Consider the following 26,443-nt stretch of genomic DNA (forward strand, 5'->3'; position numbering starts at 1 on the left):
ACCGGTCGCGCGTCGCGTTCCTTAAAAGGGCTTCAACGGGACTGACGCTCAGCCGTAGACCGGGCCCGTGAACTTTTCGCCGGGTCCGGCGCCGGGGGCGTCGGGGAACGGGGAGGCCTCGCGGAACGCGAGCTGGAGGGACTTGAGGCCGTCGCGCAACGGGCCGGCGTGCTGGGAGCCGATTTCGGGGGCGGCAGCGGTGATCAGACCTGCCAGGGCGATGATGAGCTTGCGCGCCTCGTCCAGGTCCTTGAGTTCCTCGGCGTTCTCCTCTGCGGCCAGACCGCACTTAACTGCGGCGGCGCTCATCAGGTGAACGGCGGCGGTCGTGATGACCTCGACCGCGGGGACCTCGGCGATGTCACGCATCTGGTTGTTCACCTCGGCGAGGGTCTCGTCTGGCAGTGCACCGGGATCGGAGGCGCCGTGGTCGTGGGCGGCGTCGTGACCGTGGGCGGGACCCTGGGACGATGCGGTGTCGGTGAATTCGAAGCGCTCGGAGCGCGGCTGCTCGGACATGGGACCACTGTAGAACAGCGGTATCGTCCGGCGCGGGGCCGTCGTCCGACTGGCCCCGGCGCCCCCGGATGGGTTATATTGGTGGACAGTGTGCAAGCGGAGATGACTCCCACCCGCCGCCGCCCGCCGAGTGACGCGATCACACGGCACCAGGTGCCCGGGTTCGTGACCGAACGACCACGCCGTTTTCATAACGGTCGTGTCATCTCGGTCTCTGTGTGGTTCTCACCTCCGCTCGCGCGTGCCGCAGCGGAGGTTTTTCGTTGTGGTCCAGGACCCAACCACGGGGAAACCCACGAACTCAGGAGCTTGGCATTAGCGATCCACGTATCAATGACAGAATCCGTGTCCCGGAAGTCCGCTTGGTCGGACCTGGCGGCGAGCAGGTCGGCATCGTTCGCGTGCAGGACGCGCTGCGGCTGGCCCGAGAATCGGATCTCGATCTGGTCGAGGTCGCACCCAACGCCAAGCCCCCCGTGGCCAAGCTCATGGACTTCGGCAAGTACAAGTACGAAGCTGCGGTCAAGGCTCGTGAGGCGCGCAAGAACCAGGCCAACACGGTGCTCAAGGAAGTGCGTTTCCGGTTGAAGATCGACACGCACGACTACGAGACCAAGGTGGGTCACGCCAAGCGCTTCCTCTCCGCGGGGGACAAGGTCAAGGCCATGATCCAGTTCCGCGGTCGTGAGCAGCAGCGCCCCGCGATGGGTGTGCGCCTGCTCGAGCGGCTCGCGGAAGACGTCGCCGAGGTCGGTGTCGTGGAGACCGCGCCCCGCGTGGACGGTCGCAACATGGTCATGGTCATCGGTCCGCTCAAGAACAAGGCAGAGGCTCGCGCTGAGGCCCGCAAGCAGAAGCAGCGGGAGACGTCGCAGTCCGAGAACCAGCGCAAGCAGCGGGTGGACACCTCTCATGCCGAGTCCGTGACCCAGTCCATCGGGGATGCGTTCCCGGCGGAACTGCGTCAGGCGGCCACCGTGCAGGCGGAGAGCTCGCAGAGCGCTCCCATCGCGGCGGAGGACAAGGTCCAGGAGACCGGGGCGCCGGCGTCCGGTACCGAAGCCACCCAGGTTCCGGCGCAGCCCGAGGCTTCTGCACAGCAGGCCACCGCGGACGCCAAGGTCGCAGCGGCCAGGCCGGCGGCGGCGCAGGCGGGTACCGCATCGGCGTCGTCACCCAAGCCCGCAGCGAGCCCCAAGCCCGCTGCAAGCGCGAAGCCGAGTGCGAAGCCCGCACCCGCGAAGCCGAGCGCGGCGGCCAAGCCCGCGGCACCGAAACCCGGGGCGTTCAAGCCCGGGCCCGCCAAGAAGTAACCGCGGCACAGGAATTGACAGCGTTGGGCGTGTGATCGCCCGACACCAGCGTGGTCGCGGCCGTGTGTCGCGACCCACCGGTGTGCCCCACCGGTCGATGTAAAAGGAGACGGCCACCATGCCGAAGATGAAGACCCACAGCGGTGCCAAGAAGCGTTTCAAGCTCACCGGTTCGGGCAAGGTCAAACGCCAGCAGGCCAACCGCCGCCACTACCTGGAACACAAGTCCTCGCGTCTGACCCGCCGTCTCGCGGGCGACCAGATCGTCTCCACGCCGGGTGAGGCCAAGGCCATCAAGCGGATGCTGGCCAAGTAGGCCCTTCCTCTTCCATTTCGTCAGCGCCGCGTTTGCGCGGCGGGTAGTCATGTTCCGGCAGGGGTCGGAACCGAATCGTTAGGAGTACGCACGTGGCACGTGTGAAGCGGGCGGTCAATGCCCACAAGAAGCGTCGTGAAGTTCTGGAGAAGGCCTCGGGCTACCGCGGTCAGCGGTCCCGGTTGTACCGCAAGGCCAAGGAGCAGATGCTCCACTCGTACACCTACTCCTACAACGACCGTCGCAAGAAGAAGGGCGACTTCCGTCGGCTGTGGATCCAGCGCATCAACGCCGCCGCCCGCGCGAACGGTCTGACCTACAACCGCTTCATCCAGGGCCTGAAGGCCGCTGAGGTCGAGGTGGACCGTCGCATGCTGGCCGAGCTGGCCGTGAGCGACGAGAACGCGTTCGCGACCCTGGTCCGCGTGGCCAAGGACGCCCTGCCGGAGGACACCTCCGCGCCCCGCACCGCCGCCTGAGTGCCGCTGTGACGTTCGTCGAGCGCCTGGAAGACCGGTTGCTGTCCAACCCCCGAGCCGATCGGGTCAAGGACGTGGCCGCGTTGACCAGGCGCTCGATGCGTTCCAAGCGCGGATTGTTCCGCGCCGAGGGCCCGCAGAACGTGCGCGAGGCGGTCCGTCTCGCGCTCGCGGATTCTCCCGCTCCCGGGCTGCCGCGGCTCGATGCCGTGTACGTGACCCTGCAGGAGCTCGACCGGCATCCGGGGATCGCCTCGGACCTCACGGCGGTCGCCGACCGCGGTGACGTGTTCGTCCGGGCGGTTACCCCGGAGGTACTCGCGGCCATGACCGATGCGGCCACGCCGCAGGGGATGCTGGCGGTGTGCCGCTTCCCTTCCTCTGCTTTGGACGCGTCTGAGGCGTCGGGCTCCTCTGACGACGCCGCTCGCGCCCTCGGTGCCGCACGCCTGGTGGGCATGCTGGTCCGGGTGCAGGACCCGGGTAACGCCGGCACCGTGATCCGTACCGCGGACGCCGCCGGCGCAGATGCCGTGCTGTGCACTCCCGGCACCGTGGACCCGTTCAACCCGAAATCCGTGCGTTCCTCTGCGGGGTCGCTGTTCCACGTCCCAGTGTTCACGGGCATGGAACTCGCCGAGGTCGTCGCAGCGGCTCGTGAGCACGGCATGGGCGTGCTCGCCGCGGATGGTTATGCCTCCATGACGGTCTCCGAGCTGGCCGACGCCGCGGTGCTGCGCGCCGCGGGCATTTCTTCGGGTGACGTGGCGTATCCCCTCGAGCAGCCCACCGCGTGGCTGTTCGGTAATGAGGCGCAGGGACTGTCGGAAGCGGAGGTCGCGGCCGCGGATCTGTCTGTGGCGGTGCCGCTGTACGGGGCCGCCGAATCGCTCAACGTGGCCACCGCTGCGACCGTGTGTCTGTATGCATCGGCGCAAGCCCAGCGCCGGATTTTCGATCGCTGACGCTTCTCTCTCCGCGCTGTCCGAATTGTCGATGACACACTGAACACTATGACTTCCGATCTCCCCGCGCGCTTCCGGACCCAGGTGGTCGGGGTGGCCCTGGTCGACGACGCACATCACCCCACCGCGTTCCTCGCCGCCCAGCGCGCCTACCCCGAGACGTTGCGCGGGCTGTGGGAGTTCCCGGGCGGCAAGCAGGAACCGGAGGAGAGCGCCGAGGACGCACTCGTGCGCGAATGCGCGGAGGAGCTGTCGGTGCGGGTGGAGCTTCTGGCTGAAATCTCAGGCCCCCATGCTCAGGGATGGCCACTGTCCGAGAAGGCCGCGATGCGAGTGTGGACCGGAACCACTGCGGATACACCCGTGGTGGGCACCGATCACCTGGCCGTGCGGTGGGTTCCGTCGAGTGACCCCGACGCCGTACTGGCCTTGCCGTGGATCCCGGCGGACCTTCCAATCGTGCGGGCATTGCTGGGACAGCTCGCCCCATGACCCCGCCGGGTCAGCGGACGCCATGGGTCCTCCACTAGACTGACCCTGCCCGCACCGGCCACGCTGCGGGCATTTGCACGAAAAGCGGCTCACCCACAGGGGGAGCGAGCTCGTGAGAACACCGTCCGCCAGTAGGAACGCGAGAAACCATGTCCGAGACCACACCGTCCGCCGCGGTGGACCCCACCGACGAGGCCGGGGTGACGGCCGCCCTCGAGCACGCACTGCGTGAGATCGAGGCCGCCGCCGACCTCTCCGAGCTGAAGACCGTTCGCCTGGCCCACACGGGGGAGAAATCCCCGCTGGCGCTGGCCAACCGTGCGATCGGTGGGCTGGACAAGGCCGCCAAGGCCACCGCGGGCAAGCTGGTTGGGCAGGCCCGCGGACGCGTGAACAAGGCGCTCGCGGCACGCGCCACCGTGCTCGAGGAGGAGAGGGATGCCCGCATCCTCGTGGAGGAAGCGGTGGACGTCACGGCGGCCACGCGGCGTCGTCGGCTGGGCGGACGGCACCCCCTGACCAACCTGATGGACCACATCGGGGACATCTTTGTGGGCATGGGCTGGGAGGTCGCGGAGGGACCGGAGCTCGAGCACGAGTGGTTCAACTTCGACTCGCTGAACTTCAAGCCGGACCATCCGGCGCGGCAGATGCAGGACACGTTCTTCGTGGACCCGCCGTCGTCACACCTGGTGCTGCGCACACACACCTCACCCGTGCAGATGCGCTCGCTGCTGGAGCGCGAGCTGCCGGTGTATGTGGTGTGCCCGGGCAAGACCTACCGCACGGATGAACTGGACGCGACCCACACCCCGGTGTTCCACCAGGTGGAGGGCATCGCCGTGGACGAAGGGCTGTCCATGGCGGACCTCAAGGGCACCCTCACCCACTTCGCGCGCACCATGTTCGGCCCGGAGGCCGCGATCCGGTTGCGGCCCAACTACTTCCCCTTTACCGAACCCTCCGCGGAGCTGGACGTGTGGCACCCCACCGCCAAGGGCGGACCGCGGTGGATTGAGTGGGGTGGCTGCGGCATGATGCACCCCAACGTGCTGCGGGCCGCGGGGATCGACCCCGAGCGCTACTCGGGGTTCGCGTTCGGCATGGGCATCGAGCGGACCCTGATGTTCCGCAACAACGTCCCGGACATGCACGACATGGTCGAGGGCGACGTCCGTTTCAGCGAACACTTCGGGATGGAGATCTAGAGCAATGCGAGTTCCTTTGTCATGGCTGCGCGAGTACGCGCCCGTTCCCGAGGACGCCACCGCGGAGGACGTCCTGGCCACCCTCGTGAAGGTGGGTCTTGAGGAGGAGGACGTCCACCGCCCCTCCGACTCCCTCTCCGGTCCGATCGTGGTAGGCCAGGTGCTTTCCATGGAGCCCGAGACCCACTCCAACGGCAAGACCGTGAACTGGTGCTCCGTGCGCGTGGTGCCGGAGGGCCATGAGCAGACGCTGACGGGCAAGGGCATCGACCCCTCGGGCGTCCAGGGAATCATCTGCGGTGCCCACAACTTCTCGGTGGGTGACAAGGTGGTCGTCGCCCTTCCGGGTGCGGTGCTGCCGGGTGACTTCCGGATCTCCGCGCGCAAGACCTACGGCCACATCTCGGCAGGCATGATCGCCTCCGTGCGCGAGCTCGGCATTGGCGACGACCACGACGGCATCCTGGTGCTGTCTCGGATCGGGCTGGACCCCGAGATCGGCTCCGACGCCCTGGAGCTGCTGGGTCTCTACGACTCGGCGGCGGAGGTCAACGTGACCCCGGACCGCGGGTACGCGTTCTCGATCCGCGGGATCGCCCGCGAGTACTGCCACGCGGTGCGCGCACCGTTCACGGATCCCGTGGCGGAGCTCGCGCCGCGGGTGCCCGCGTCCACCGAGGACGGGTTCCCCGTGACCGTGTCCGACGACGCCCCGATCCACGGCCGCGCCGGGTGCAACCGCTTCGCGGTGCGCATCGTGGAGAACGTGGATCCATCCATCCCGTCCCCGCAGTGGCTCGTGTCGCGGTTGCGCCTGGCCGGGATCCGCTCCCTGAGCCTGCCCGTGGACATCTCCAACTACGTGATGCTCGAGTACGGCCAGCCGATCCATAACTACGACGCGGACACCCTGCAGGGCGGGATTACCGTGCGCCGTGCGCGGGCCGGCGAGAAGCTGACCACGCTGGACGACAAGTCCCGTGAGCTGAACACCGAGGACCTCGTGATCGCGGACGAGTCCGGCCCCGTGGGCCTCGCCGGCGTCATGGGCGGTGCCGCGACCGAGGTCGGGGAGAACACCACGCGCGTGCTCGTGGAGGCCGCGCGCTTCGACGAGGTCTCGATCGCCCGCACCGCCCGCCGACACAAGCTTCCCTCGGAGGCGTCCAAGCGATACGAGCGCGGCGTGGACCCGCAGCTCGCGCCGGTTGCTGCGCAGCGCGTCGTCGACCTCCTCGTGGAGCTGGCCGGCGGTACGGACTCCGGGCGGGTCACGGACGTGGACCACACGGACCGCCCCGCCGCGATCGAGCTGCCTGCGGGCTACCCTGCGGCGCGCGTTGGAGTGGACTACTCTCCAGAGGTCGTCGAGCGCAGCCTCGTGGCCATCGGCGCCGAGGTCACGGAGACCGCGGACGGCTGGACCGTGGTCCCGCCGTCGTGGCGCCCGGATCTGCTCGAGAAGGAGGACCTCGTCGAGGAGGTCGCGCGTCTGGACGGCTACGACAAGATCCCCGATCGCCTCCCCGTGGCGCCTCCCGGGCGCGGCTTCACGCGCTCGCAGGCCGCACGACGCCGCGTGGCCAACACGCTCGCGGCCGCCGGGCTCACAGAGGTGCTCAGCTACCCGTTCGTGTCCCAGGCGGACAACGACCTGTGGGGCAGCGCGGACGGTGAGCACGTGGCGTCGATCAAGCTCGCGAACCCCATCAGCGAGGCCCAGTCCCTGCTGCGGGTGAGCATCCTGCCCGGGCTGCTCGGGGTGCTCAAGCGCAACCACTCGCGCGGACTGCGGGACCTGGCCCTCTACGAGATGGGCCACGTGTTCCTCGCGGACGGCTACACCCCGGACACCCAGCCCATCCCGCCGCTCGGCGTGCGCCCGGCCGCTCCGGAGCTCGAACGGCTCGACGCCGCCGTCCCCGACCAGCCGCGCAGGCTCGCCGCGGTGCTCACGGGGCACGACGCCGCTGCAGGCCCGTGGGTTACGCCGCGCACCCTGGACTGGCAGGACGCGCTCGACGTCGCCGTGCTCGCCGCACGCAGCGTGGGCGTGGAGCTGAGGGTCACCCAGGGCTCGCATCACGCGTTCCACCCCGGGCGCACCGCGCAGCTGAGCACTCAGGACGGCGCCGTGATCGGTATGGCGGGAGAGCTGCACCCCAAGCTCGTCGCGGCCCAGGGGTTGCCCGAGCGCACGTGCGCCGTGGAACTCGACCTGTCCGCGCTGCTCGATCGCGAGGCCTCGGCGGTCACCGCCCAGGTGATCTCGGGCTACCCCGCGGCCACCCAGGATGTCGCACTCGTGGTGGACGCGAGCGTCCCCGCGGCCGACCTGCTGACCACGGTGCGTCGGGGAGCGGGCGAGTTGCTCGAAGCCGCCGAGGTCTTCGACGTTTATGCGGGCAAGGGCATCCCCGAGGGCAAGAAGTCCGTGGCGATCGCCCTGCGGTTCCGGGCCGCGGACCGCACCCTCACCGCGGACGAGGCCTCCCAGGCCCGTGAGAACGCGGTGGATGCGGCCCACAGGGAGCACGGCGCTGAGATCCGAAGCTGATCACCCCCCACCAGCCAGGAGAAGTCATACCGTGAGCCACGACACCCAGGAACTCATCGATTTCGACGAGAACGACCAGGAGACACGACCCGGTGGTGCCCGAGGATGGTGGATCGTCCTCATCGTGCTGCTGGGGGCAGTCGTGACCCTGGGGCTGGGGTTGGCCTCGGCGTTGTCCTTCGACAAGGCCTCCCGGCTGGAGGAGTGGGCGGGGGAGTCGATGGTCGTCTCCGGGACGTACCAGACGCTCACCAAGGACCTCGTGACCCAGGACTACAACGGGATCTACGCGGGCATCATGCCCAAGAACGAGCTGACCGAACGCTACCCGTTCGACAACCGGCTCGACGATCCCGTCAAGAAGACCGAGGGGAACCAGATCACGTTCCGCGGCACCCAGACGGGTGTCCAGGACTCCGACTTCCCGCGGGAGGTGGACGCCCTGCTCGCGGAGCAGAACGGTCACCTGACGGTCGTGGAGACGGGCGAGCCCGGCTCCTACGGGGACAGCGGGGTGACGGACTCGATGGTCACCGGCCAGCGGGTCCGCGCCGCGGCACTCGGGATGGGCGCGCTGTTCTGCATCGGCCTCACGGCCTGGGGTGCGCGCCGCGTGCACCGCGGGGTGCGGGCAGGCACCTAGATCTCCGCTCCGGCGCAAGCCTGCGGCGCACCGCCCCGTGGGCTCCCGGACCCACGGGGCGGTGTCGTCTCACGGCAGCAGCAGGAGCTTCCCCTGCGTGCCGCGGGATTCGAGGTCGCGGTGCGCGGCGGCGGCGTCGCCGAGCGGGTACGTGGCGCCCACCCGGACCTCGAGGCCCCCGGAGGTCACGGCGTCCATGAGCTCGCCCCAGCGCCACGTGCGCTCGTCCCGGTCCCGCGTGTAGTAAGCCAGGGACGGGCGGGTCACGTAGAGCGCCCCGGAGCTGTTGAGCCGCTGCAGGTCCAGCGGGGGCACCTGGCCGGAGGAGCCCCCGAAGAGCACGGTGGTCCCGCGCACGCGGGTGGCCGCGAGGGATTCGTCGAAGGTCGTACGGCCCACAGAGTCATAGACCACGTCCGCGCCCAGACCGTCCGTGAGCTCGCGCACGCGCTCGGCGAAGCCCTCGTAGCCGAGCACGTGGTCCGCGCCGAGGCGCTTGGCCGTCGCGGCCTTATCCGGGGTGGAGGTCAGCGCGATCACGGTGGCGCCGATGCGCTTGAGCAGCTGGATGGCCAGCCCGCCCACACCGCCGGAGGCCGCCGTGACCACCGCGGTCTGCCCGGGCTGCACGGGGAACGTGGACCGCACCAGGTAGTGCGCCGTGAGTCCCTGCAGGGGCAGCGCACCGGCGGTCTGAGGGTCCATGCCGTCCGGCACGGGTAGCGCCTTGTCCTCCTCCACCGTGAAGAACTGCGCGTACGTGCGGGTGGCCTCGGAGGTTGCCACGCGCTGACCGGTCCGCACGGTGGTGACCTCTGAGCCCACAGCCACGACCTCGCCAGTGCCCTCTGAGCCTGCCGTGAACGGGAAGTCCACGGGGTACACGCCGGAGCGCTGGTAGGTCTCGATGAAGTTCACACCGGTGGCCTCGGTCCGGACGAGGACCTCCCGGGGGCCGGGCTCGGGGACGGGCACCTCGGCCGGGCGCAGCACCTCCGGGCCACCGGGCTCGTGCGCGACGATCGCCTGCATCGTGGTCTCGCTCATTGTCAGTTCCTCCTCGCAGCGGGGTGCCGTGCTCGCAGAGGGGCACGACGGCGTCCCCGTCAGTCTCGCGCTGCGGCACCTCCCGGCACAAGGCAGTGCACGTCGGGGCGGGCGGTCAGCCGCGCGGAGATTTGGAAGGCGTTATGCATAAATATTGAGTGGAGTGCATAGGAATACGGTATGGTGGAGCCCATGACCTACACCGCTGCAGTCTCAGGCGCCACCGGCTACGCGGGGGGAGAGGTGCTCCGTCTGCTGTGCGGGCACCCGGACATCGAGATCGCCACCGTGGCGGCCCACTCCTCCGCCGGGCAGAAGCTCGGGGCGCTCCAGCCGCACCTGCACGCGCTCGTGGACAGGGACGTCGTCGAGTCCACCGCGCAGAACCTCACGGGCCACGACGTCGTGTTCCTGGCCCTGCCCCACGGTCAGTCCGCGGCGCTGGCCGAGCAGCTGCCCGCAGGCACGGTCGTGATCGACGCCGGGGCGGACCACCGGCTCGAGTCCGCCGAAGCGTGGGGAGCGTTCTACGGATCAGACCACGCCGGCACGTGGCCCTACGGGCTGCCCGAGCTGCTCGTGGACCCGAACGGCCGCAAGCAGCGAGAGAACCTGCCCGGCGCCACCCGGATCGCCGTCCCTGGCTGCTACCCCACGGGATCGCTGCTCGCGCTGGCACCCGCGCTGGCGGCGGGACTGGTGTCTCCCCAGGACATCGTGATCGTGTCCGCGTCCGGGACCTCGGGCGCGGGCAAGGCCCTGAAACCTCACCTGCTCGGTGCCGAGACGATGGGGGGGATGTCCCCGTACGGCGTCGGCGGCGGGCATCGGCACACCCCGGAGATCGAACAGGGGCTGGGATGGGCGGCAGGCGAGGGCGTGCGGATCTCGTTCACCCCCACCCTGGCCCCCATGCCCCGCGGCATCCTCACCACGGCCACCGCCGTGCTGCGCCCGGGCACGACCGAGGAAGCTGTGCGGGAAGCCTACCGCGCCGCGTACGACGGCGAGCCGTTCGTCCACCTGTTGCCCGAGGGGCAGTGGCCCACCACCAAGTCGGTGCAGGCCTCGAACCACGTGGCGCTGCAGCTGGCCGTGGACCCGCACGCCGGGCGGCTCGTGGTGAGCGCGGCCATCGACAACCTGACCAAGGGGACGGCAGGAGCCGCCGTGCAGTCCCTCAACCTGGCCCTCGGCCTCCCCGAGACCTCGGGCCTCGCCGCGCAGGGCGTGGCACCGTGAATCCCGGGTCCCCGCTCGACCGCCCGTCCGAACCAGGAGCTGCGATGTCCTCGCACAACCCCATTCCCGACGTCCCCGTGAGCACCGACTCCGGCGTGTGCGCCGCGGCCGGTTTCAGCGCCGCTGGCGTGGTGGCCGGCTTCAAGAAGTCGGGTGGCCGTGACCTCGCCTTGGTGGTCAACACCGGGCCCGACGACGCCGCGGCCGCCCAATTCACCAGCAATCGCGTGGCCGCCGCCCCCGTCCACTGGTCCCGCGAGGTGATCCGGCAGGGCCGTGCCCGCGCGGTGGTGCTCAACTCGGGCGGGGCGAACGCGTGCACCGGCCCGCAGGGCTTCCAGAACACCCACGAGACCGCCGAGCTGGTGGGTGAGCAGCTGGGCATCGGTGCAGGGGACGTTCTGGTGTGCTCCACCGGGCTGATCGGGGAACAGCTGCCGATGGACGTCGTGCGCGGCGGGGTCCCGGCCGTCGTGGCCGCGCTCGCACCCGGGCAGCGTGCCGCGGCGGAGGCCGCGGAGGCCATCATGACCACGGACACCGTCCCCAAGCAGGCCTGCGTGAGCGGCTCAGGGTGGAGCGTGGGCGGCATGGCCAAGGGGGCGGGCATGCTCGCACCGGGGCTTGCCACCATGCTCGTGGTCCTCACGACCGACGCCGTCCTGAGCGCGGAGGAGCTCTCGCTCGCTCTGAAGGAGGCGTGCCGTGTCACGTTCAACCGCGCGGACTCGGACGGGTGCATGTCCACCAACGACACCGTGGTCCTGATGTCATCCGGCGCCTCGGCGCAGCGCCCGGACCAGGGGGAGTTCACGCACGCACTGACCGCGGTGTGCCACAGCCTCGCGCAGCAGCTGATCACGGACGCGGAGGGTGCCTCCCACGACATCGCGATCACCACGGTGGGCGCGGCCACGGAGACCGAGGCGGAGGACGTCTCCCGCACGGTGGCCCGCTCCAACCTGTTCAAGACAGCGGTGTTCGGTAACGACCCCAACTGGGGGCGTGTGCTCTCGGCGGTGGGCACCACGGACGCCCAGTTCGACCCCGACCGGATCGACGTCACCATCAACGGCGTGACGGTGTGCCGCAACGGCGCGATCGGTGATCCGCGCGAGGGCGTGGACCTCGCGGCGTCGCGCGCTGTGGACGTCCTCATTGACCTCAAGGCCGGGGACGCGAGCGCGACCGTGTGGACCAACGACCTCACCCATGACTACGTCGAGGAGAACAGCGCCTACTCCAGCTAGCGCGCCCACCATGTCACGACTCAGCGATAACACCAGGTACGAGACGGCCCGCTCGAAGGCGGAGACCCTCATGGAGGCCCTGCCGTGGATCCAGCGCTACGCGGGATCCACCATGGTCTTTAAGTACGGCGGCAACGCCATGATCAACGACGACCTGCGGCGCGCCTTCGCGGAGGACATGGTTTTCCTGCGCCACGTGGGCATCCGCCCGGTCGTGGTCCACGGCGGCGGCCCGCAGATCAGCGCGATGCTCGAGTCCCTGAACATCCCGTCCGAGTTCAAGGACGGTCTGCGCGTGACCACGCCCGAGGCCATGTCTGTCATCCGCATGGTCCTCACAGGGCAGGTGGGGCGGGAACTCGTGGGCCTGATCAACGCCCACGGCCCGTACGCGGTGGGCATGTCCGGCGAGGACGCGGGGCTGCTGCAGGCGCGCCGCGTGCGCATCGGGTCCGACGGCGCGCCCCTGGACCTCGGTCTCGTGGGTACCGTCACGCGCGTCAACACGGTCGCGGTCGAGCAGCTGCTGGACATCGGTAAGATCCCGGTCATCGCCTCGATCGCCCCGGAGCTCGCGGATTCGGACGACGATGCCGCGGGGCGGGGTGCGCTCACGGGGCAAGTCCTCAACGTCAATGCGGACACGGCGGCCGCCGAGGTGGCCGTGGCCCTGGGCGCGGAGAAGTTCGTGGCCCTCACGGACGTCGAGGGGCTCTACGCGGACTGGCCGGATCGCTCGTCGCTGATCTCGTCCCTATCCGCGGCGGAACTGCGTGAGATGCTGCCGGAGCTCGAATCGGGGATGATCCCCAAGATGCGGGCGGCTCTACGAGCGGTGGACGGCGGTGTGCCGCGCGCGAGCATCGTGGACGGGCGCACGGAGCACTCGTCCCTGTTGGAGATCTTCACGGACACGGGTATCGGCACAGAGGTCACACCGGACGGAGTTGAGCACACATGAGCAACCAGGACGAACTGCTGGGGGAGTACAAGGAACACCTTCTGGGAGTGTTCGGGGATCCATCACTCGTGCTCGTGTCGGGCGAGGGCGTGCACGTCACCGATGCCAACGGCAAGCGGTACCTCGACCTGCTCGCGGGGATCGCGGTGAACGCCCTGGGCCACGCGCACCCCGCGTGGGTACGGGCGGTCTCGGAGCAAGCGGGAACCCTTGCGCACATCTCCAACCTGTTCACGTCCCCGGGCAGTATCCACCTGGCCGAGAAACTGCTCAAGGTCACGGGGGCGCCCGAGGGCTCCCACGTGTTCTTTGCGAACTCGGGCTCGGAGGCGAACGAGGCCGCGTTCAAGCTCGCGCGCCGCCATGGCCGCGCGCACCCGGACGCGCAGGGTCGGCCCCGGACGCGTGTGCTCGCACTCGAGAACTCGTTCCACGGCCGGACCATGGGATCCCTGTCACTTACGGCCAAGGCGGCCTACCGCGAACCGTTCGAACCGCTGCCCGCCGGGGTCACCCACATCCCGGCCACGGCGGAGGCCCTCGAGCGCGAACTCGACGACACCGTGAGTGCGGTGATCGTGGAACCCGTCCAGGGCGAGGCCGGCGTGCACGGGCTGCCCGAGGGGTTCCTGGCACTGGCCCGCAGGCTCACGCGCGAGCACGGTGCACTGCTGATCGTGGACGAGGTGCAGTCCGGGATGGGCCGCACCGGCGCGTGGCTCGCCGCCACCGCCCAGCTGCCCCGGGGTGAGTTCCCGGATGCTGTGACGTTCGCCAAGGGGCTCGGTGGCGGGTTCCCCGTGGGGGCCATGCTCACGGCGGGACCGGAGGTCTCGGCCCTACTGGGAGCGGGTCAGCACGGCACCACGTTCGGGGGCAACCCCCTGGCGATGGCCGCGGGACTCGCGACTGTCACGACCCTCGAGAACGAGAACCTGCTCGCCAACGCCCGGGACGTGGGAGCCCACCTCGCGCAGCGGCTGCGGGAGGTCCCCGGGGTGGGGGAGGTCCGCCAGTACGGTCTGTTGGTCGGCGTGGACCTCGTCACGGAGAACACCGAGGACGCGGAGAACGCCGGGACCCCCGGGGACCCCATGGCCCAGCGCGTCGTCGCCGCCGCGCGCGAGGCTGGATTCATCCTCAACGCCACCGGACCCACCACGCTGCGTTTGGCGCCGCCTCTCATCATCACCGCGGAGCAGGCGGACACGTTCGTCGAGGCCCTGCCGCATGTGCTCGAGACCGTCCGCGCCCGCTGAGCCCCGGACAGCACCACACCCGAAGGAGAATCCCCCGTGCCCCGTCACTTCCTGGTCGACACCGATCTCACCCCCGAGGAACAGTCCGGGGTCCTGGACCTTGCCGCCTCGCTCAAGGCGGACCGGTTCTCCCGCCGCCCACTCGCGGGTCCGCAGACCGTGGGGATCATCTTCGACAAGACCTCCACCCGCACCCGCGTCTCGTTCGCGGCCGGGGTGAGCGACCTGGGCGGCAACCCGCTGATCATCAACCCGGGGGAGTCCCAGCTGGGCCACAAGGAAACCGTCGCGGACAGCGCCCGCGTGCTCTCCCGGATGCTCGGGGCGATCGTGTGGCGCACGTACGCGCAGTCCGGGCTCGAGGAGATGGCCGAGTTCAGCGACGTCCCGGTGATCAACGCCCTGTCCGACGACTACCACCCGTGCCAGATCCTCGCGGACCTGCTGACGCTGCGCGAGGAGTTCGGGGACGTGGCCGGGCGCACCCTGGTCTACCTGGGGGACGCCGCGAACAACATGGCGAACTCCTACCTGCTCGGCTGCGCCACGGCCGGCATGCACGTGCGCGTGGCCGGACCGGGAGGCTACCTGCCGCGCGAGGACGTCGTCGCCGCGGCCCGCGAACGCGCCGAGCTCACCGGCGGCTCGGTGCTCGTGACCACGGACGCGAGAGAGGCGCTGGAGGACGCGGACGCCGTTGTCACCGACACGTGGGTGTCCATGGGCCAGGAGAGCGAGAAAACCGAGCGCGCGCAGATCTTCACGCCGTACTCCGTGACCTCCGAGGCCATGGCGCTCGCGGCCGACGACGCCGTGTTCCTGCACTGCCTGCCTGCCTACCGCGGCTTCGAGGTCGCCGCGGACGTGATCGACGGCCCCGCGTCCCGGGTGTGGGACGAGGCCGAGAACCGGGTGCACGCGCAGAAGGCCCTGCTCACGTTCCTGCTGGATTCCTCGGGACTGGCCGCGGACCTGCCCGCCGCCTTGCGCCGGGAGGAGGCACGGTGAGCATCCCCACGACCAAGACGGCGCGCCAGGCCCGGATCCTCGAACTTGTGACCGGAGGAGACGTCCACTCGCAGGCCGAACTGGCCGAACTGCTCGCGGCGGATGGCATCCAGGTGACCCAGGCGACCCTGTCCCGAGACCTCGTGGAACTCGAGGCGGTGCGCGTGCGCTCCGCGAGCGGGGGCATGGTCTACGCGGTTCCCCAGGCGGGGGTGGACCGGTCCCCGACCAGCGGCGTCACCCGCGAGAGCACCGACGCCAAGCTCGCCGCACTGTGCCGCGAGCTGCTCGTGACGGCCGAGGGCAGCGCCAACCTCGTGATCCTGCGCACCCCGCCCGGGGCCGCGCAGTACTTCGCCTCGGCGATCGACCACTCGCTGCTCCCCGAGGTGCTCGGCACCATTGCCGGGGACGACACCATCATGGTGGTCAGCCGGGATCCCCAGGGCGGGGAGCAGCTCGCGCGGAAGTTCCTGGGCCTCGCCCGCTGAGCGCGCCCACCAGGCACGCGGACGACGCCGCCCGCGCGCCGTCCGCGCCCGTGCCACCTCCCGGCGGTGGGCCCCCAGCCCCTGGAAGAGCAGGTGCCGTCCGCCCGGTTCAGGCCTCGCGCGTCTCGTAGCTCTCCAGCAGCGGCAGCAGGTGCTCCTGGCCGAAGACGCGGGCCACGTCCTGTGCGTGCTGGTGACCCGTGGCCTGGCCCGCCCCCGCCTCGAGCAGCGCGCGGGCAATGGGCTCGTTGCCGCGGAACACCGCACAGACCAGGGCAGTGAAGCCCATGTCGCTCACGCGCTCGGTGTCCGCGCCGCGGGCGAGCAGCATGGCCACCGTCTCCTCGCGCTCCAGGTACGCCGCCAGGTTCAGCAGGGTGTCCCCCTTGCTGTTCGTGAGGTTGACCGGCACCCCGGCGTCGAGCGCAGAGCTCAGCAGCTGGGTGTCGCCGTTGCGGGCGGCGTCGAACAGGGATGAGACGTAGGCCAGCTCCGCCTCGGTGAATTGGGGGCTCTGCGCGTTTCTGTGCTGGTCGGTCACGGGGGATCCTCCTGTACGGGGCCACGGCCCGTGGCCCGGGAACGAATTGACGGGATTGCGGAGAGCGGCGGCCGGGGCTCGTCGCGTGCGGCGCTGTCTAGTGTCGCACGCGGAATCCGGGCGGGGTCGACGTTTGACTCGAATATCCGATACGGGCAGTATCACGTGTTAGAACTCACACCGTCTTCTGGAGGACCCATGACCAACCTGGCCACCCTGCTCACCACCTCGGCCGCCCAGTACACGTCCGATCCCGCGATCATTCTCGACGAGCTGCACATGACCTACGGGCAGCTGGACGATCTCTCCGCCCGCGGCGCGGCGCTGCTCAAGGCCAACGGCATCCGACCGGGGGACCGCGTGGCCCTCGTGCTGCCCAACGTGCCCCACATGGCCGTGTTGTACTACGCGATCCTGCGCGCCGGCGGCATCGTCGTCCCCCTCAACCCCCTGCTCACGCCCCGAGAGCTCACCTACCACTTCCAGGACTCCGGGTGCTCCTTCGTGCTCGCGTGGGAGGACATGGCGCAGGCCAGCCAGAAGGCGGCCGAGGAGATCGAGGGCCTCGCCGTGCTGCCCATCAGCGCCCGCGGAACGGTGGAGCGCCTCCAGGGTGTGGATCCCGACCGTGACGTCGTGGAGCGTCAGGACTCGGACACGGCCGTGCTGCTCTACACGTCCGGGACCACCGGCCGCCCCAAGGGTGCGGAGCTGACCCACCACAACCTGCTCACCAACGCCGAGGTCGCCGGCGAGGTGTTCAACCTGCACCACGGGGACGTGATGTTCGGTGGGCTGCCCTTCTTCCACGTGTTCGGCCAGACGGTGGCGCTCAACGGCGTGATCTGCAGCGGTGCGGCCGTGACTCTGCTGCCCCGCTTCCACCCGGGCAAGGCCCTGGAGATCCTGCGCCGCGACGGTGTCACGATCTTCGCGGGGGTCCCCACCATGTACGTGGCCCTGCTGCACCAGGCCAACCAGGACCCGCAGGCCGTCGAGGGCGTGGACCTGCGTGCCGGCGTGTCCGGAGGGTCCCCCATGCCTGTGGAGGTCATGGTCAAGTTCGAGAAGGTCTTCAACACCACCGTGTTCGAGGGGTACGGGCTGTCCGAGACCTCGCCGGTGGTGTGCTTCAACCAGCCGGGCAACGAGCGCAAGCCGGGCTCCATCGGCACGGCCGTGCGCGGTGCGGAGCTGCGCGTGGTGGACGGGGACGACCAGCAGGTCCCCACCAACGAGGTCGGTGAGCTCGTGGTGCGCGGGCAGTACGTGATGAAGGGCTACTGGAACAAGCCCGAAGCCACCGAGAACGCGATGCGCGGCGGCTGGTTCCACACCGGTGACATGGCTCGCGAGGACGAGGACGGCGCGTTCTTCATCGTGGACCGTAAGAAGGACATGATCCTGCGCGGCGGTTACAACGTGTACCCGCGCGAGGTCGAGGAGGCCATCTACCAGTTCCCCGGCGTGGTGGAGGCCGCGGTGCTGGGGGTCCCGAGCGAGAAGCACGGCGAGGAGGTCGGGGCCGTGGTGGTCTTCGAGTCCGGGGTGCTCCAGTCCAAGGGCCGCGAGGCGCTCACGCGAGAGCTGGACGCGTTCGTCCAGGAGCGGGTGGCCAAGTACAAGTACCCCCGGATCTACCGGATCGTGGACGAGCTGCCCAAGGGCCCTACGGGCAAGATTTTGAAGCGCGAACTGACCCTCGATGCATAAATACTGATTGCTGTGTATAGTCATGCATGAGCCGCGGGGCACTCCCGCGTAGTCGGCGTCGTCGAGCAGTTGTGGAGGAAAGCACCGTGAGTGATCGCGTGGTATTGGCCTACTCGGGCGGATTGGACACGTCCGTGGCCATCGGGTGGATCGGTGAGGCCACCGGTGCCGAGGTCATCGCCGTGGCCGTGGATGTCGGACAGGGTGGCGAGGACCTCGAGACCGTGCGTCAGCGCGCCCTGGACTGCGGTGCCGTGGAGGCGTACGTCGCGGACGCCCGTGACGAGTTCGCGAGCGAGTACTGCATGCCCGCGTTGAAGGCCAACGGCCTCTACATGGACTCCTACCCCCTGGTCTCGGCCGTCTCCCGCCCGGTGATCGTCAAGCACCTCGTGAAGGCCGCGAAGCAGTTCGGTGCCACCACGGTGGCCCACGGCTGCACGGGCAAGGGCAACGACCAGGTGCGCTTCGAGGTGGGCATCCAGACCCTGGGTCCCGAACTCAAGTGCATCGCGCCGGTACGTGACCTCGCGTTGACCCGTGAGAAGGCCATCACGTACGCGGAGAACAACAACCTGCCGATCGCCACGACCAAGAAGAACCCCTTCTCGATCGACCAGAACGTGTGGGGCCGCGCGGTGGAGACCGGGTTCCTCGAGGACATCTGGAACGCGCCCACCAAGGACGTCTACGACTACACGGACGATCCCACGTTCCCGCCCGCCGCGGACGAGGTCGTGATCACGTTCGAGCAGGGCGTGCCCGTGGCGCTCGATGGCAAGCCCGTCACGCCGCTGCAGGCCATCCAGGAGCTCAACCGCCGCGCGGGTGCCCAGGGTGTGGGGCGGATCGACATCGTTGAGGACCGGCTCGTGGGCATCAAGTCCCGCGAGATCTACGAGGCCCCGGGTGCCATGGCGTTGATCGCCGCGCACAAGGAACTCGAGAACGTCACGATCGAGCGCGAGCAGGCCCGCTTCAAGAAGACCGTGGGTCAACGCTGGACCGAGCTCGTCTACGACGGCCAGTGGTTCTCCCCGTTGAAGAAGTCCTTGGACGTGTTCATCGAGGACACCCAGAAGTACGTCAACGGTGACATCCGCATGGAGTTGCACGCGGGCCGGGCCACAGTGACCGGGCGGCGTTCGTCCACGGGTCTCTACGACTTCAACCTGGCCACGTACGACGAAGGTGACTCCTTCGACCAGTCCAACGCCCGCGGGTTCATCGAACTGTTCGGGATGTCCTCCAAGGTGGCCTCCCGCCGCGAGCAGGGCCTCGCCGAGGGCTGACATCCGTCTCCCGCGCCCCGGTGCGCGGGTGATCACCACATCATCGCGAACGGCCGGGCTCCTAGACTGGAGCCCGGCCGTTCCCCACGCCGGGTGAGTGCCCGGCAATCCACGGTCCCACGACGTCCACGAGGAGCATCATGGCCCAGCACGAGCAGCACGGAACCAACGAGGGCGCCCTGTGGGGCGGTCGATTCGCGGGCGGGCCCGCGGACGCCCTCGCCGCGCTGAGCAAGTCCACCGATTTCGATTGGCGTCTGGCGCCGTACGACATCGCGGGGTCCCGCGCCCACGCCCGCGTGCTGCACACGGCCGGCCTGTTGAGCGAGGACGAGTTGAGCGGGATGCTGGACGCACTCGACCGGCTCGAGGCGGACGTGCGCAGCGGGGCGTACGCGCCGTCGCCGTCGGACGAGGACGTCCACGGGTGCCTCGAGCGCGGGCTCATCGAGCGCGCCGGGGCGAACCTCGGCGGCAAGCTGCGCGCGGGTCGCTCCCGCAACGACCAGATCGCGACCCTGGGTCGGATGTACCTGCGCGACCACGCCTCGATCATGGCGCGCAACCTGCTGGAGCTCGTGCGAGCCCTCGTGGAGCAGGCGCGGCGCCACCCGTACGCCCCCATGCCCGGGCGCACCCACCTGCAGCACGCCCAGCCCGTGCTGCTGTCCCACCACCTGCTCGCCCACGCGTGGGCGGTACTGCGGGACGTCCAGCGGCTCGCCGACTGGGACAAGCGTGCGGCGGTGTCCCCGTACGGTTCGGGCGCGCTCGCGGGATCGTCGCTGGGCCTGGACCCCAATGCCGTGGCGGCCGAGCTCGGCTTCGACTCCGCGGTGTTCAACTCGATCGACGGCACCGCGTCGCGGGACGTCTACGCGGAGTTCGCGTGGGTGTGCGCCATGGCCGCCGTGGACGTCTCCCGGATGAGCGAGGAGGTGACCACGTGGGCCACCAAGGAATTCTCGTTCGTGACCCTGGACGACGCCTATTCGACCGGCTCATCGATCATGCCGCAGAAGAAGAACCCGGACGTCGCGGAACTCGCGCGCGGTAAGGCCGGGCGGTTGATCGGTGACCTCGCGGGTCTGCTCGCGACCCTCAAGGGGTTGCCGCTCGCGTACAACCGGGATCTGCAAGAGGACAAGGAACCCGTCTTCGACGCGATCGACCAGCTCGAGGTGCTGTTGCCCGCCGTCACGGGCATGATGGCGACCCTCGAGTTCCACACGCAGCGCCTCGCCGAGCTCGCCCCGCAGGGTTTCGCGCTCGCGACCGACGTCGCCGAGTGGCTCGTGCGTCAGGGCGTCCCATTCCGCGAGGCGCACGAGGTCTCCGGGGAGGCCGTGCGCGTGTGCGAGGACGAGGGCATCGAGCTGTGGGACCTGACCGATGAGCAGTTCGCCGCGATCTCGCCGCACCTCACGCCCGGGGTCCGCGAGGTGCTCACGGTCGAGGGCTCCCTGTCCTCGCGCAACTCCCAGGGCGGCACCGCGCCGGACGCGGTCGCCCAACAGCTCACCGAGCTCGAACGGCAGCTCGCGGAGCTGGACGCCTTCGCCGCGCGCGAGCCCGTCGTCTCGTGACGGCCGGACTGCACGAGCTTCTCCTCGCCCCGGCCCCCGACGTCGCTCCCCGGCTGCTCGGCGCCGTCCTCGTGTGCGCGCGCCCCGGGGGCACGGTGGGGCTGCGGCTGACCGAGGTCGAGGCCTATGGCGGCCCGCAGGACTCGGACCTGCCGGATCCCGGGGCCCACACCTACCGGGGTCGCACGGCGCGCAACGCCTCGATGTTCGGCCCGCCCGGGCACGTCTACGTGTACTTCACGTACGGGCTGCATCACGCGGTGAACTTCGTGTGCCGGCCCGAGGGCGTCGGTGGCGGTGTCCTGATCCGCTCGGGCGAGGTCGTGCTGGGCACCGAGGTGGCCACGCAGCGCAGGCTCGCAAACCGCAGTTCCGAACCGGCCTTCGCCTCGCTCGCGCGCGGGCCCGGCAACGTGGCGCAAGCCCTCGCACTGACCCGCGACGACGACGGCGCCGCGCTCGCCGATCTCGGCACCGCCCCCGATCCCGTGGCCCGGGCGCGCGAGGAGGTCGAACGGCGCGGTGAGGACACGTGGACCGGACTGGTCCTCGCGCAACGCCCCGCGAGCGACGTCGTCGTGACGGCCCGGACGGGCGTGTCCGGGGAGGGCGGGACGGACGCGTACCCGTGGCGCTACGCACTGCCGGGCGAGCCCACGGTCTCCCCGTACCGCAAGGCCACCGTCAAACGCCGCCGCACGCGCTAGCGCACCGCCCGCCGCGCGGTGCGCCGGATACGATGGAGCGGTGACTGAATCCGTGGAACAGATGATCGACCGGTTGTGCGCCAAGATCCCCGACCATCCCGAGCCGGGGGTGCTCTTCCGCGATCTCACGCCCCTGTTCGCGGACGGGGACGGTTTCCAGCGCACCGTGGACGCGCTCGTGGACGCCTTCCGCGGCCAGTACGACTGCGTGGCCGGTGTGGAGGCGCGCGGATTCATGATCGCCGCGGCTGTGGCGTACGCCTCCGGGGTGGGGATCATCCCGGTGCGCAAGGCGGGCAAGCTCCCGCGCGAGACCATCTCCCAGGCCTACGACCTCGAGTACGGCACGGGCACCCTGGAGATCCACACCGACGACGCTCCCCGCGGTTCGCGCGTCCTGGTCCTGGACGACGTCCTCGCCACGGGCGGGACCCTGGGTGCCACGGCGTCGTTGTTGACGCGCGGCGGGTACAACGTCGCGGGTTTCGGCGTGATCATGGAGCTGACTGCGCTGCGCGGCCGGGCCCAACTGGGTGGGCATCGCGTGCGCGCTCTGTTGCGCGTGTGACGGGGGAGTCGCGGGTCGAGCGGTAGGATAGACGATCGCCGGTTGAGCGACCGGACCCGTCGGCAGTGTGCGTGAGGTGAAGTGCGTGGAGGAATCCGCATCCGTGGAGGTGTCCCGGCAACTGGGGGAGGAACGGCGCTACGTCGCCGAGGCCTACGCCCGGTTGGACGAGTTGCGGCAACTCAATGCGGACGAGTTGCGCCGCGTCCGGACCACGAACTTCGGCGGGGGACACCAGGCGCGCTCCGAACGTGACGCATTCGCCACGCATTACGAGGACCGACTCACCCAACTCGACTCGGTGGATGAACGTTTGGTCTTCGGTCGCCTGGACACCACCGAGGGGGAGCGGCACTACGTGGGCCGGCTCGGACTGGCCACGGAGGACCACCGCCGGCTCGTACTGGACTGGCGGGCCCGCGAGGCCGGGGCCTTCTACCAGGCCACCGCCGCCAACCCCATGGACCTGGTGCGTCGACGCCACCTCATCATGGACGGGCGGGAGGTCACCGCCCTCGAGGACGACGTCCTGGATCCGGGTGCCGTCTCCGACGCCGAGGTTGTGCACGGCGAGGGCGCGCTCATCGCGGCCCTGAACTCCGAGCGCACGGGCCGCATGACGGACATCGTCGCCACGATCCAGGCCGAACAAGACCGCATCATTCGCGCCCCGCTGTCCGGGGTGCGCGTGGTCCAGGGTGGCCCGGGTACCGGCAAGACCGCCGTGGCCCTGCACCGTGCCGCGTACTTGTTATACGAACACCGGGAGCGGCTCGCCAAGTCGGGTGTGCTGATCGTGGGTCCGTCGTCGTCGTTCCTGTGGTACATCGAACGCGTGCTTCCGGCGCTCGGGGAGACCGGCGTGGTGATGTCGTCCCTCGCGGACCTCTATCCGGGTGTACACGGCACGGTCGAGACCGACCCCTGGGTGACCCGTTGGAAGTCCGGGCTGCACATGGTGGACGTCATCAAGCGCGCCGTTGCTGACCGGCAGAAGGTTCCTGAGCGCACCCAGTGGCTCACCGTGGACGGCCACCGCGTGCGGCTCGAACCCTCGCTCGTGCGCCGGGCCCGGGAGCGTGCGCGCGCCACGGGCAAGCCGCACAACGAGGCCCGCGAGACGTTCGTGAAGGTCATCGTTAAGGAGCTCGCCCAGAACCTCGGGGACGAGCTCAACGAGAAGGCCGGGACCACGATGGACCGCTCGTACCTCAAGGAGGACCTGCGACAGTCCCGAGAGGTACGCATCGCGCTCAACCTGCTGTGGTTGCCCTTGACACCCCAGCAACTCGTGGCTCAGTTGTTCGCCAAGGAGCACTACCTGCGCTCCGCCGCCCCGCGGCTCTCGGACGCCCAGGTCTCGCGCCTGCTGCGGCCCGTCGACGCGCCGTTGACCGTACCCGACGTCGCCCTGCTGGACGAGGCCGCGGAACTGTTGGGCGACTTCGAGTCCGCCGGTATCAAGGTGCGCGGGGACCGTTCGCTCGAGGAGCGCAAGGCCCAGGAATCGGCGCAGAAGGCGCTCGAGGCCATGGCGGAGGGTTTCGAGGACATCGGTGCCCAGGGCGTCGTCACGGTCGAACAGCTCACGTCTTTCAACGCTGAGGCGCCGCACCGGATGACGGCGGCCGAAGCGGCGTCGTCGGACCGTACGTGGGCGTACGGGCACGTAGTCGTGGACGAGGCGCAGGAACTCTCGCCCATGCAGTGGCGCGTGCTCATGCGCCGGTGCCCCCTGAAGTCCTTCACGGTGGTCGGGGACATCGCTCAGGCGGGGAACGCGGCGGCGGCCCGGACCTGGGACGAGGCGCTCGAGCCGTTCGTGGGGGAGCGCTTCACGCTCGAGGAACTCACGGTCAACTACCGCACCCCGCAACCGATCGCCGACGCCGCGGTGCGGGTCGCGCAGGCTACGGGGATCGCGGTCTCCGATCCCACGGCGGTGCGCGGCGGCGATCCGCCGGTGATCGTGCCGGTGGCCGTCGAGGCGGAGCTGGCCGCGGAGATCGTGGCGCAGGTGCGGCGCGAACTGGAGCGGCTCGCCGGGGGTCTCGTGGGAGTGGTGTGCCCCGGGGGACGTTTGGCCGCGGTGGGTAAGGCCCTGGACGAGGCCTTCCCGGGGCTCGTGGCCGCGGGCATGCGCAGCCTGGACCGGCGGATCATGGTGCTCACCCCGTGGGATGCCAAGGGCCTCGAGTTCGATTCCGTGGTGGTCGTGGAACCCACGGAGATCGCGGACGACCCCGCCGGGGGCCCGGGCAATCTGTACGTGGCCATGACCCGTCCCACCCAGCGGTTGTACCTCGTGGCGGCCCACGGACTGCCCGACGGGATCACCCCGCAACCCGGGGAACCGGGCTCCGGGGACCCCACGGCGGCCTGATAACTTAGTCCACGTGTCAACCACCGATCTCAGCACGCAGCACAACGATCCGTCCTTCTCCTCCCTGTGGGAGGAGCTGAACTGGCGCGGACTCGTCCAGGTCTCCACGGATGCGGAGGCCCTGCAGGAAACGCTCGACGGTGGTCCCATCACGTATTACTGCGGGTTCGACCCCACGGCGTCCTCCCTGCACCTGGGACACCTGGTGCAGTTGTTGCTGCTTCGCCGACTCCAACTCGCGGGACACCACCCGATCGGTCTGGTCGGCGGATCCACCGGGCTGATCGGTGATCCGCGGCAGACCTCGGAACGCGTCCTCAACTCGCGCGAGACGGTGGCCGAATGGGTAAACCTGCTGCGCGAACAGGTCCAGCGGTTCCTGTCCTTCGAGGGGGACAATCCCGCGCGCATGGTCAACAACCTGGACTGGACGTCCCAGCTGTCCGCGATCGATTTCCTGCGGGACATCGGCAAGAACTTCCGCGTGGGCACCATGATCAAGAAGGACATCGTGGCCAAGCGGTTGAACTCGGAAGAGGGGATCTCCTACACCGAGTTCAGCTACCAGATCCTGCAGGGACTGGACTTCCTCAACCTGTACCGGCAGTACGACTGCGTCCTGCAGACCGGCGGTTCCGACCAGTGGGGCAACCTCACCTCCGGCACCGACCTGGTGCGCAAGGCCGAGGGCGCCACGGTACACGCGATCGGCACGCCGCTGATCACCAACTCGGACGGCACCAAGTTCGGCAAGTCGGAGGGCAATGCCATCTGGCTGGATCCGGAACTGACCTCGCCCTACGCGTTCTACCAGTTCTGGCTCAACACCGCGGACGCGGACGTGGCGGATCGACTCAAGGTCTTCACCTTCCGCACCCGCGAGGAGATCGCGGAACTGCAGCGTCTCACCGAGGAGGAACCCTTCCGGCGTGAGGCCCAGAAGGTCCTAGCCTCGGACGTCAACACCCTGGTGCACGGGCCCGAGGCCACGCGCAAGGCGATCGAGGCGTCCGCCGCCGTGTTCGGCAAGGGTTCCTTCGAGGACCTGGACGAAGACACGCTCGCGGCGGTCGCGGCAGAGCTGCCCCACGCGGAGGTCGCACCGGGTGAGCACGCCGTGGTGGATCTGCTCGTGGCCACGGGCCTGGCGGAATCCAAGTCCGCCGCGCGGCGCACGCTCAAGGAGGGTGGTGCTTCCGTCAACAACCGCAAGCTCTCGGGGGAGGACGCCACCCTGACCGCGGACGACCTGTTGCACGGTCGGTTCGCGCTGCTGCGCCGGGGCAAGAAGAACCTGGCAGCCGTCACGGTCGGGAGCTGATCGTCGGGCACCGGGTCCCCGTCGGGCCCTGGTCACATACCCCGGGCATGGACGCCCGGAACCGCCGCACGGCGGAGCACCCGCGAGCCGGGGCCAGCGTTTTGCGCCGGTCCCGGCTCGTGTGTAATGTATTCCGAGTCGCCGCGGCGAGGAACCGAGAAGGAACCGGAGCCGCGGGGTGACCAGCAAAGATCAGCCCGACACGTCGGACCTCGTTCATGCTATGGTTACCTGGCATTCGGCAGCGCGAAGCGAATTGGCTTGAACAGTCAAGTTGACACGCCGAGCAACGCGGAACTAAGCTTGATGAGTCGCTTCGCGGCGGACCCAAGAGGTTCGATCCGAGAGGCAGCTACCAAATCGTTGATCGGCCCCCAGCGGCTCGATCGGACAACCGACCGTTGTGGCCCTGGTGAGGGGTCTGGTGGTGTGGTTTGTTGTTTGTCAACTCAATAGTGTGTCTAGTTTGTTGATACCAAAGTTTTTTTGTTTTTGGTTGATGGCCTGATGGCCCCTGGGTGTTTTCCCGTTTCCTGGGGGTGTTGGGTGTCAGCTGGGATCCTGCCCTGGTTCTGCTGCGCT

At 69.4% G+C, this 26,443-nt stretch carries 24 protein-coding genes; 21 read left to right on the plus strand and 3 right to left on the minus strand.

Annotation, left to right across the window (positions count from 1 at the left end; genetic code table 11):
* Positions 1-48 precede the first annotated feature (48 nt).
* The gene (locus tag RF646_RS10240; RefSeq protein ID WP_144932648.1) at positions 49-519 is read right to left on the minus strand and encodes a DUF1844 domain-containing protein; all 471 of its coding nucleotides are present in this window, start codon (positions 517-519) and stop codon (positions 49-51) included.
* 362 nt (positions 520-881) lie between these two features.
* Here RF646_RS10240 and infC point away from each other — a divergent pair, with 362 nt between their 5' ends.
* From infC to RF646_RS10280, 8 genes are all read left to right on the plus strand, one after another.
* On the plus strand, positions 882-1,832 hold the full coding sequence (gene infC / locus RF646_RS10245) for a translation initiation factor IF-3 (protein ID WP_368835905.1): 951 nt from the start codon (positions 882-884) through the stop codon (positions 1,830-1,832).
* A 118-nt stretch (positions 1,833-1,950) separates the two neighbouring features.
* Complete coding sequence (gene rpmI, locus RF646_RS10250) at positions 1,951-2,148, plus strand: 50S ribosomal protein L35 (protein ID WP_035963278.1); 198 nt, start codon at positions 1,951-1,953, stop codon at positions 2,146-2,148.
* Between the two features lie 92 nt (positions 2,149-2,240).
* Positions 2,241-2,627, plus strand: coding sequence for a 50S ribosomal protein L20 (rplT, locus tag RF646_RS10255; protein WP_035963276.1), 387 nt, complete (start codon positions 2,241-2,243; stop codon positions 2,625-2,627).
* An 8-nt stretch (positions 2,628-2,635) separates the two neighbouring features.
* Complete coding sequence (locus RF646_RS10260; protein WP_368835906.1) at positions 2,636-3,592, plus strand: TrmH family RNA methyltransferase; 957 nt, start codon at positions 2,636-2,638, stop codon at positions 3,590-3,592.
* Positions 3,593-3,640: 48 nt separating this feature from the next.
* Positions 3,641-4,084, plus strand: coding sequence for a (deoxy)nucleoside triphosphate pyrophosphohydrolase (locus RF646_RS10265; protein ID WP_368835907.1), 444 nt, complete (start codon positions 3,641-3,643; stop codon positions 4,082-4,084).
* 149 nt (positions 4,085-4,233) lie between these two features.
* Positions 4,234-5,292, plus strand: coding sequence for a phenylalanine--tRNA ligase subunit alpha (gene pheS, locus RF646_RS10270; protein WP_064845938.1), 1,059 nt, complete (start codon positions 4,234-4,236; stop codon positions 5,290-5,292).
* 4 nt (positions 5,293-5,296) lie between these two features.
* Entirely contained in the window at positions 5,297-7,849 is a 2,553-nt protein-coding gene (gene pheT, locus RF646_RS10275) for a phenylalanine--tRNA ligase subunit beta (RefSeq protein ID WP_368835908.1), read from the plus strand.
* A 31-nt stretch (positions 7,850-7,880) separates the two neighbouring features.
* Positions 7,881-8,492: a hypothetical protein gene (locus tag RF646_RS10280; RefSeq protein WP_368835909.1), complete on the plus strand. Its 612-nt coding sequence runs from the start codon at positions 7,881-7,883 to the stop codon at positions 8,490-8,492.
* Positions 8,493-8,561: 69 nt separating this feature from the next.
* Here RF646_RS10280 and RF646_RS10285 read toward each other — a convergent pair whose 3' ends face one another.
* A complete protein-coding gene (locus RF646_RS10285; protein WP_313362062.1) occupies positions 8,562-9,539 on the minus strand; it encodes a quinone oxidoreductase in 978 nt (325 codons plus the stop codon).
* A gap of 192 nt (positions 9,540-9,731) precedes the next feature.
* Between RF646_RS10285 and argC the strand changes: the two genes are divergently transcribed.
* The 6 genes from argC to RF646_RS10315 are packed head-to-tail and all read left to right on the plus strand — an operon-like array spanning position 9,732 to position 15,750.
* Positions 9,732-10,781: an N-acetyl-gamma-glutamyl-phosphate reductase gene (gene argC / locus RF646_RS10290; RefSeq protein ID WP_131333958.1), complete on the plus strand. Its 1,050-nt coding sequence runs from the start codon at positions 9,732-9,734 to the stop codon at positions 10,779-10,781.
* A gap of 44 nt (positions 10,782-10,825) precedes the next feature.
* A complete protein-coding gene (gene argJ, locus RF646_RS10295) occupies positions 10,826-12,031 on the plus strand; it encodes a bifunctional glutamate N-acetyltransferase/amino-acid acetyltransferase ArgJ (RefSeq protein ID WP_131333163.1) in 1,206 nt (401 codons plus the stop codon).
* A 10-nt stretch (positions 12,032-12,041) separates the two neighbouring features.
* Positions 12,042-12,992, plus strand: a complete 951-nt coding sequence (gene argB / locus RF646_RS10300; protein WP_131333162.1) for an acetylglutamate kinase — start codon at positions 12,042-12,044, stop codon at positions 12,990-12,992.
* Positions 12,989-14,251 (plus strand): acetylornithine transaminase, encoded by a 1,263-nt coding sequence (locus RF646_RS10305; RefSeq protein WP_368835910.1) that lies wholly within the window; start codon positions 12,989-12,991, stop codon positions 14,249-14,251. Before argB ends, RF646_RS10305 begins: the two co-directional genes overlap by 4 nt.
* 36 nt (positions 14,252-14,287) lie before the next feature.
* Entirely contained in the window at positions 14,288-15,259 is a 972-nt protein-coding gene (gene argF, locus RF646_RS10310) for an ornithine carbamoyltransferase (RefSeq protein WP_368835911.1), read from the plus strand.
* Positions 15,256-15,750, plus strand: coding sequence for an arginine repressor (locus tag RF646_RS10315; RefSeq protein ID WP_368835912.1), 495 nt, complete (start codon positions 15,256-15,258; stop codon positions 15,748-15,750). Before argF ends, RF646_RS10315 begins: the two co-directional genes overlap by 4 nt.
* 109 nt (positions 15,751-15,859) lie before the next feature.
* On the opposite strand, the gene RF646_RS10320 is transcribed toward RF646_RS10315, so the two are convergent.
* The gene (locus RF646_RS10320; protein WP_064845924.1) at positions 15,860-16,291 is read right to left on the minus strand and encodes an ankyrin repeat domain-containing protein; all 432 of its coding nucleotides are present in this window, start codon (positions 16,289-16,291) and stop codon (positions 15,860-15,862) included.
* 198 nt (positions 16,292-16,489) lie between these two features.
* On the opposite strand from RF646_RS10320, the gene RF646_RS10325 reads away from it, so the two are divergent.
* The 7 genes from RF646_RS10325 (at position 16,490) to tyrS (ending at position 25,861) form a co-directional block, all read left to right on the plus strand.
* A complete protein-coding gene (locus RF646_RS10325; RefSeq protein WP_368835913.1) occupies positions 16,490-18,004 on the plus strand; it encodes a long-chain fatty acid--CoA ligase in 1,515 nt (504 codons plus the stop codon).
* 86 nt (positions 18,005-18,090) lie between these two features.
* On the plus strand, positions 18,091-19,296 hold the full coding sequence (locus tag RF646_RS10330; RefSeq protein WP_064845922.1) for an argininosuccinate synthase: 1,206 nt from the start codon (positions 18,091-18,093) through the stop codon (positions 19,294-19,296).
* A 140-nt stretch (positions 19,297-19,436) separates the two neighbouring features.
* The gene (gene argH, locus RF646_RS10335; protein ID WP_368835914.1) at positions 19,437-20,882 is read left to right on the plus strand and encodes an argininosuccinate lyase; all 1,446 of its coding nucleotides are present in this window, start codon (positions 19,437-19,439) and stop codon (positions 20,880-20,882) included.
* Positions 20,879-21,589, plus strand: a complete 711-nt coding sequence (locus tag RF646_RS10340; protein ID WP_368835915.1) for a DNA-3-methyladenine glycosylase — start codon at positions 20,879-20,881, stop codon at positions 21,587-21,589. The genes argH and RF646_RS10340 overlap by 4 nt, the downstream gene beginning before the upstream one ends.
* A 40-nt stretch (positions 21,590-21,629) precedes the next feature.
* The gene (locus RF646_RS10345) at positions 21,630-22,157 is read left to right on the plus strand and encodes an adenine phosphoribosyltransferase (protein WP_064845919.1); all 528 of its coding nucleotides are present in this window, start codon (positions 21,630-21,632) and stop codon (positions 22,155-22,157) included.
* 85 nt (positions 22,158-22,242) lie between these two features.
* Positions 22,243-24,540, plus strand: coding sequence for an AAA family ATPase (locus tag RF646_RS10350; protein ID WP_368835916.1), 2,298 nt, complete (start codon positions 22,243-22,245; stop codon positions 24,538-24,540).
* A gap of 13 nt (positions 24,541-24,553) precedes the next feature.
* Positions 24,554-25,861 carry a tyrosine--tRNA ligase gene (gene tyrS / locus RF646_RS10355; RefSeq protein WP_064845917.1) on the plus strand — a complete coding sequence of 436 codons (1,308 nt, stop codon included), beginning with the start codon at positions 24,554-24,556 and terminating at the stop codon, positions 25,859-25,861.
* Positions 25,862-26,443: the final 582 nt, after the last annotated feature.

This window comes from Kocuria sp. CPCC 205261 (assembly GCF_040981025.1).
GTDB lineage: Bacteria > Actinomycetota > Actinomycetes > Actinomycetales > Micrococcaceae > Kocuria > Kocuria marina.

Excerpts from the sequence above, each read along its gene's own strand:
- RF646_RS10240 (WP_144932648.1), bottom strand. The coding sequence starts at position 519 with ATGTCCGAGCAGCCGCGCTCCGAGCGCTTCGAATTCACCGACACCGCA.
- rpmI (WP_035963278.1), top strand. The coding sequence starts at position 1,951 with ATGCCGAAGATGAAGACCCACAGCGGTGCCAAGAAGCGTTTCAAGCTC.
- RF646_RS10265 (WP_368835907.1), top strand. The coding sequence starts at position 3,641 with ATGACTTCCGATCTCCCCGCGCGCTTCCGGACCCAGGTGGTCGGGGTG.
- pheS (WP_064845938.1), top strand. The coding sequence starts at position 4,234 with ATGTCCGAGACCACACCGTCCGCCGCGGTGGACCCCACCGACGAGGCC.
- pheT (WP_368835908.1), top strand. The coding sequence starts at position 5,297 with ATGCGAGTTCCTTTGTCATGGCTGCGCGAGTACGCGCCCGTTCCCGAG.
- RF646_RS10285 (WP_313362062.1), bottom strand. The coding sequence starts at position 9,539 with ATGAGCGAGACCACGATGCAGGCGATCGTCGCGCACGAGCCCGGTGGC.
- argC (WP_131333958.1), top strand. The coding sequence starts at position 9,732 with ATGACCTACACCGCTGCAGTCTCAGGCGCCACCGGCTACGCGGGGGGA.
- argJ (WP_131333163.1), top strand. The coding sequence starts at position 10,826 with ATGTCCTCGCACAACCCCATTCCCGACGTCCCCGTGAGCACCGACTCC.
- argB (WP_131333162.1), top strand. The coding sequence starts at position 12,042 with ATGTCACGACTCAGCGATAACACCAGGTACGAGACGGCCCGCTCGAAG.
- RF646_RS10305 (WP_368835910.1), top strand. The coding sequence starts at position 12,989 with ATGAGCAACCAGGACGAACTGCTGGGGGAGTACAAGGAACACCTTCTG.
- RF646_RS10325 (WP_368835913.1), top strand. The coding sequence starts at position 16,490 with ATGACCAACCTGGCCACCCTGCTCACCACCTCGGCCGCCCAGTACACG.
- argH (WP_368835914.1), top strand. The coding sequence starts at position 19,437 with ATGGCCCAGCACGAGCAGCACGGAACCAACGAGGGCGCCCTGTGGGGC.